The organism is Wolbachia endosymbiont of Atemnus politus (genome assembly GCF_013309895.1).
Window position 1 is genome coordinate 1 of sequence record NZ_JAAXCS010000172.1, and the last position, 1,817, is coordinate 1,817.

General features: G+C 34.7%; 5 protein-coding genes and 1 pseudogene. 5 read left to right on the forward strand and 1 reads right to left on the reverse strand.

Annotated elements, in window-relative coordinates; translation table 11 throughout:
* Positions 1 to 364: 364 nt before the first annotated feature.
* Positions 365 to 526, reverse strand: a complete 162-nt coding sequence (locus HET73_RS07220; RefSeq protein ID WP_174134279.1) for a hypothetical protein — start codon at positions 524 to 526, stop codon at positions 365 to 367.
* A 233-nt stretch (positions 527 to 759) separates the two neighbouring features.
* Here HET73_RS07220 and HET73_RS07225 point away from each other — a divergent pair, with 233 nt between their 5' ends.
* From HET73_RS07225 to HET73_RS09725, 5 genes and pseudogenes are all read left to right on the forward strand, one after another.
* Positions 760 to 897: a hypothetical protein gene (locus tag HET73_RS07225; RefSeq protein WP_174134280.1), complete on the forward strand. Its 138-nt coding sequence runs from the start codon at positions 760 to 762 to the stop codon at positions 895 to 897.
* A 56-nt stretch (positions 898 to 953) separates the two neighbouring features.
* A complete protein-coding gene (locus HET73_RS07230; protein ID WP_174134281.1) occupies positions 954 to 1,412 on the forward strand; it encodes an ankyrin repeat domain-containing protein in 459 nt (152 codons plus the stop codon).
* Positions 1,413 to 1,432: 20 nt separating this feature from the next.
* Positions 1,433 to 1,489, forward strand: a pseudogene (locus HET73_RS09585) (hypothetical protein); the annotation flags it as partial.
* Complete coding sequence (locus HET73_RS07235; RefSeq protein ID WP_343033100.1) at positions 1,478 to 1,750, forward strand: ankyrin repeat domain-containing protein; 273 nt, start codon at positions 1,478 to 1,480, stop codon at positions 1,748 to 1,750. The pseudogene HET73_RS09585 and the gene HET73_RS07235, both read left to right, overlap by 12 nt.
* Positions 1,714 to 1,817: ankyrin repeat domain-containing protein (locus HET73_RS09725; RefSeq protein WP_174134282.1), on the forward strand; the 104-nt coding region annotated here is incomplete at its 3' end. The genes HET73_RS07235 and HET73_RS09725, both read left to right, overlap by 37 nt.

Genomic DNA, 1,817 nt, shown 5'->3' on the forward strand with positions numbered 1-1,817 from the left:
GGACAAAGGAAACTTTGTATTTGGCGTCTCATGTTTAAATGTTTGCACTGTGTGCACTCCGTGTCTTCATAAAACTTTTAGGTTTTCAAACTGAAACGCGCTTATAAGTCATTTAGACAGTATAGAACGTCAAATAGAACAAGGGAGAATTTGAATACTAGCTACCCTAGGTTTTTTTGCCTTTTTTTCTGCTTAGTAAATTTTTTATTATTTAAATTAAGGTCTGTTGCAGTTTAAAAGTCGCTAAATTGCAGCGTTTAAGACTTAAAAAACGCCGATACTAGAAATAGATAATGACCAGGGGTTCTTTTGCCTTTTTTTCTTGATTTGGTGAATTTCTTAAATATTTTCTTAAGTTATATATCTAAAACAATTCAAAAGCGTGGCCTATATTTTTCCTGGATTCCAGTACTGGGATAGAGGACACTGCCCTCCTGCCAGTGTCACGCGCTGCCTTTTTTTCCTGGATCCCAGTACTGGAATGACAGGATGAGGGGTACTGGGATGACAGGGGAAAGCTTGTCATTCTAGCCCAGATCATACAATATGTAATGAATTTAACTATCAAAATATAATTTTTTGATTAAAAAAAACTGGGTCCAAGTACTGGGATAACACCCTCCTAGACTACTTGGATGACAAGAAAAAGAGGCTACTGGGATGACAGGAAGAGTTGGATGACACCGTTTTCGAAAAAATAAGTTGACTCTTTTCTTGCCGTAATCCATACTAATTAAAGTATTATTTAAAATGAGGGTAATGATAAAATACGAACAGTGGAGAGAAATATTAAGTGCAATCGATAAAGAAATAGTTTTAAGTAAAGATAACGTAATTGAAAAGATAGCAAAGAAATTAAAAGAGAAATACAGAGATGTGAGTATGAAAAATGGATAAAAGCTGGTTTTAAGGTAAATCACCTGTTTCACACTGTTTTTAAGTCTGATCTTCCATTGTTATTTGAAGATCATGAGTATGAATACACATTATTACACTTAGTTGCCCACGATAACCTAGGAAATGTGGAAAATGCCTTATCAAAAGTAGAAGGAATTGATGTTAATGCGGTACAAGGTGGATCATCTCTGGGGACTCCTTTACATGTAGCTGCCGAATTTAATAGTGAAAAGGTAATAGACGTTTTGTTAAGGACAGGAGAAATAAATGTCAACGCAAGAGACTGTGTTATATATACCCCTTTGCACTGGGCCGCTTTCCACAACAGCAAGAAAGCAATAGATGCTCTGTTAAAAGCAGAAGATATTTATGTTAATTTAATAAATAAAAATTCTGAAACTCCTTTGCATTGTGCTGCTCGGTTTGGTAGTGAAGGAGCAATAAGTGCTCTACTGAAAGCAAAAGACAATGACGTTAATGCAAAGATAAAAACAGCAAAACTCCTTTACTTTTAACTGTCACAGATTGGAATAATGAAGAAGCCTTAAATATTATAATAGAAGGAGAAGCTGATGTTAAAGTGGTAGATAAAGATGAGAATACTCCTTTGGATTTAGTCGCTTTAAATGATGACGACGGAAAATTTGTACAAGCTCTAATAAAAAGAGGGGTTAATGTTAACGCAGAAAATCAAGATAGTAGTACTCCTTTACATTTAGCTGCTGAACATGGTCACACAGACATAGTAAATGCTATAATACAAAACAGAGCTAATGTTATAGTGGTAAATATAAAAATGGAAGTACCCCTTTACATTTGGCTGCTTCACGTTATCGCGAAGAAAAAATTGTAAAAGCTCTAATAGAAGGAGGAGCTGATGTTAATGCAGTAGATAAAGATAAACGCACTACTTTACATTT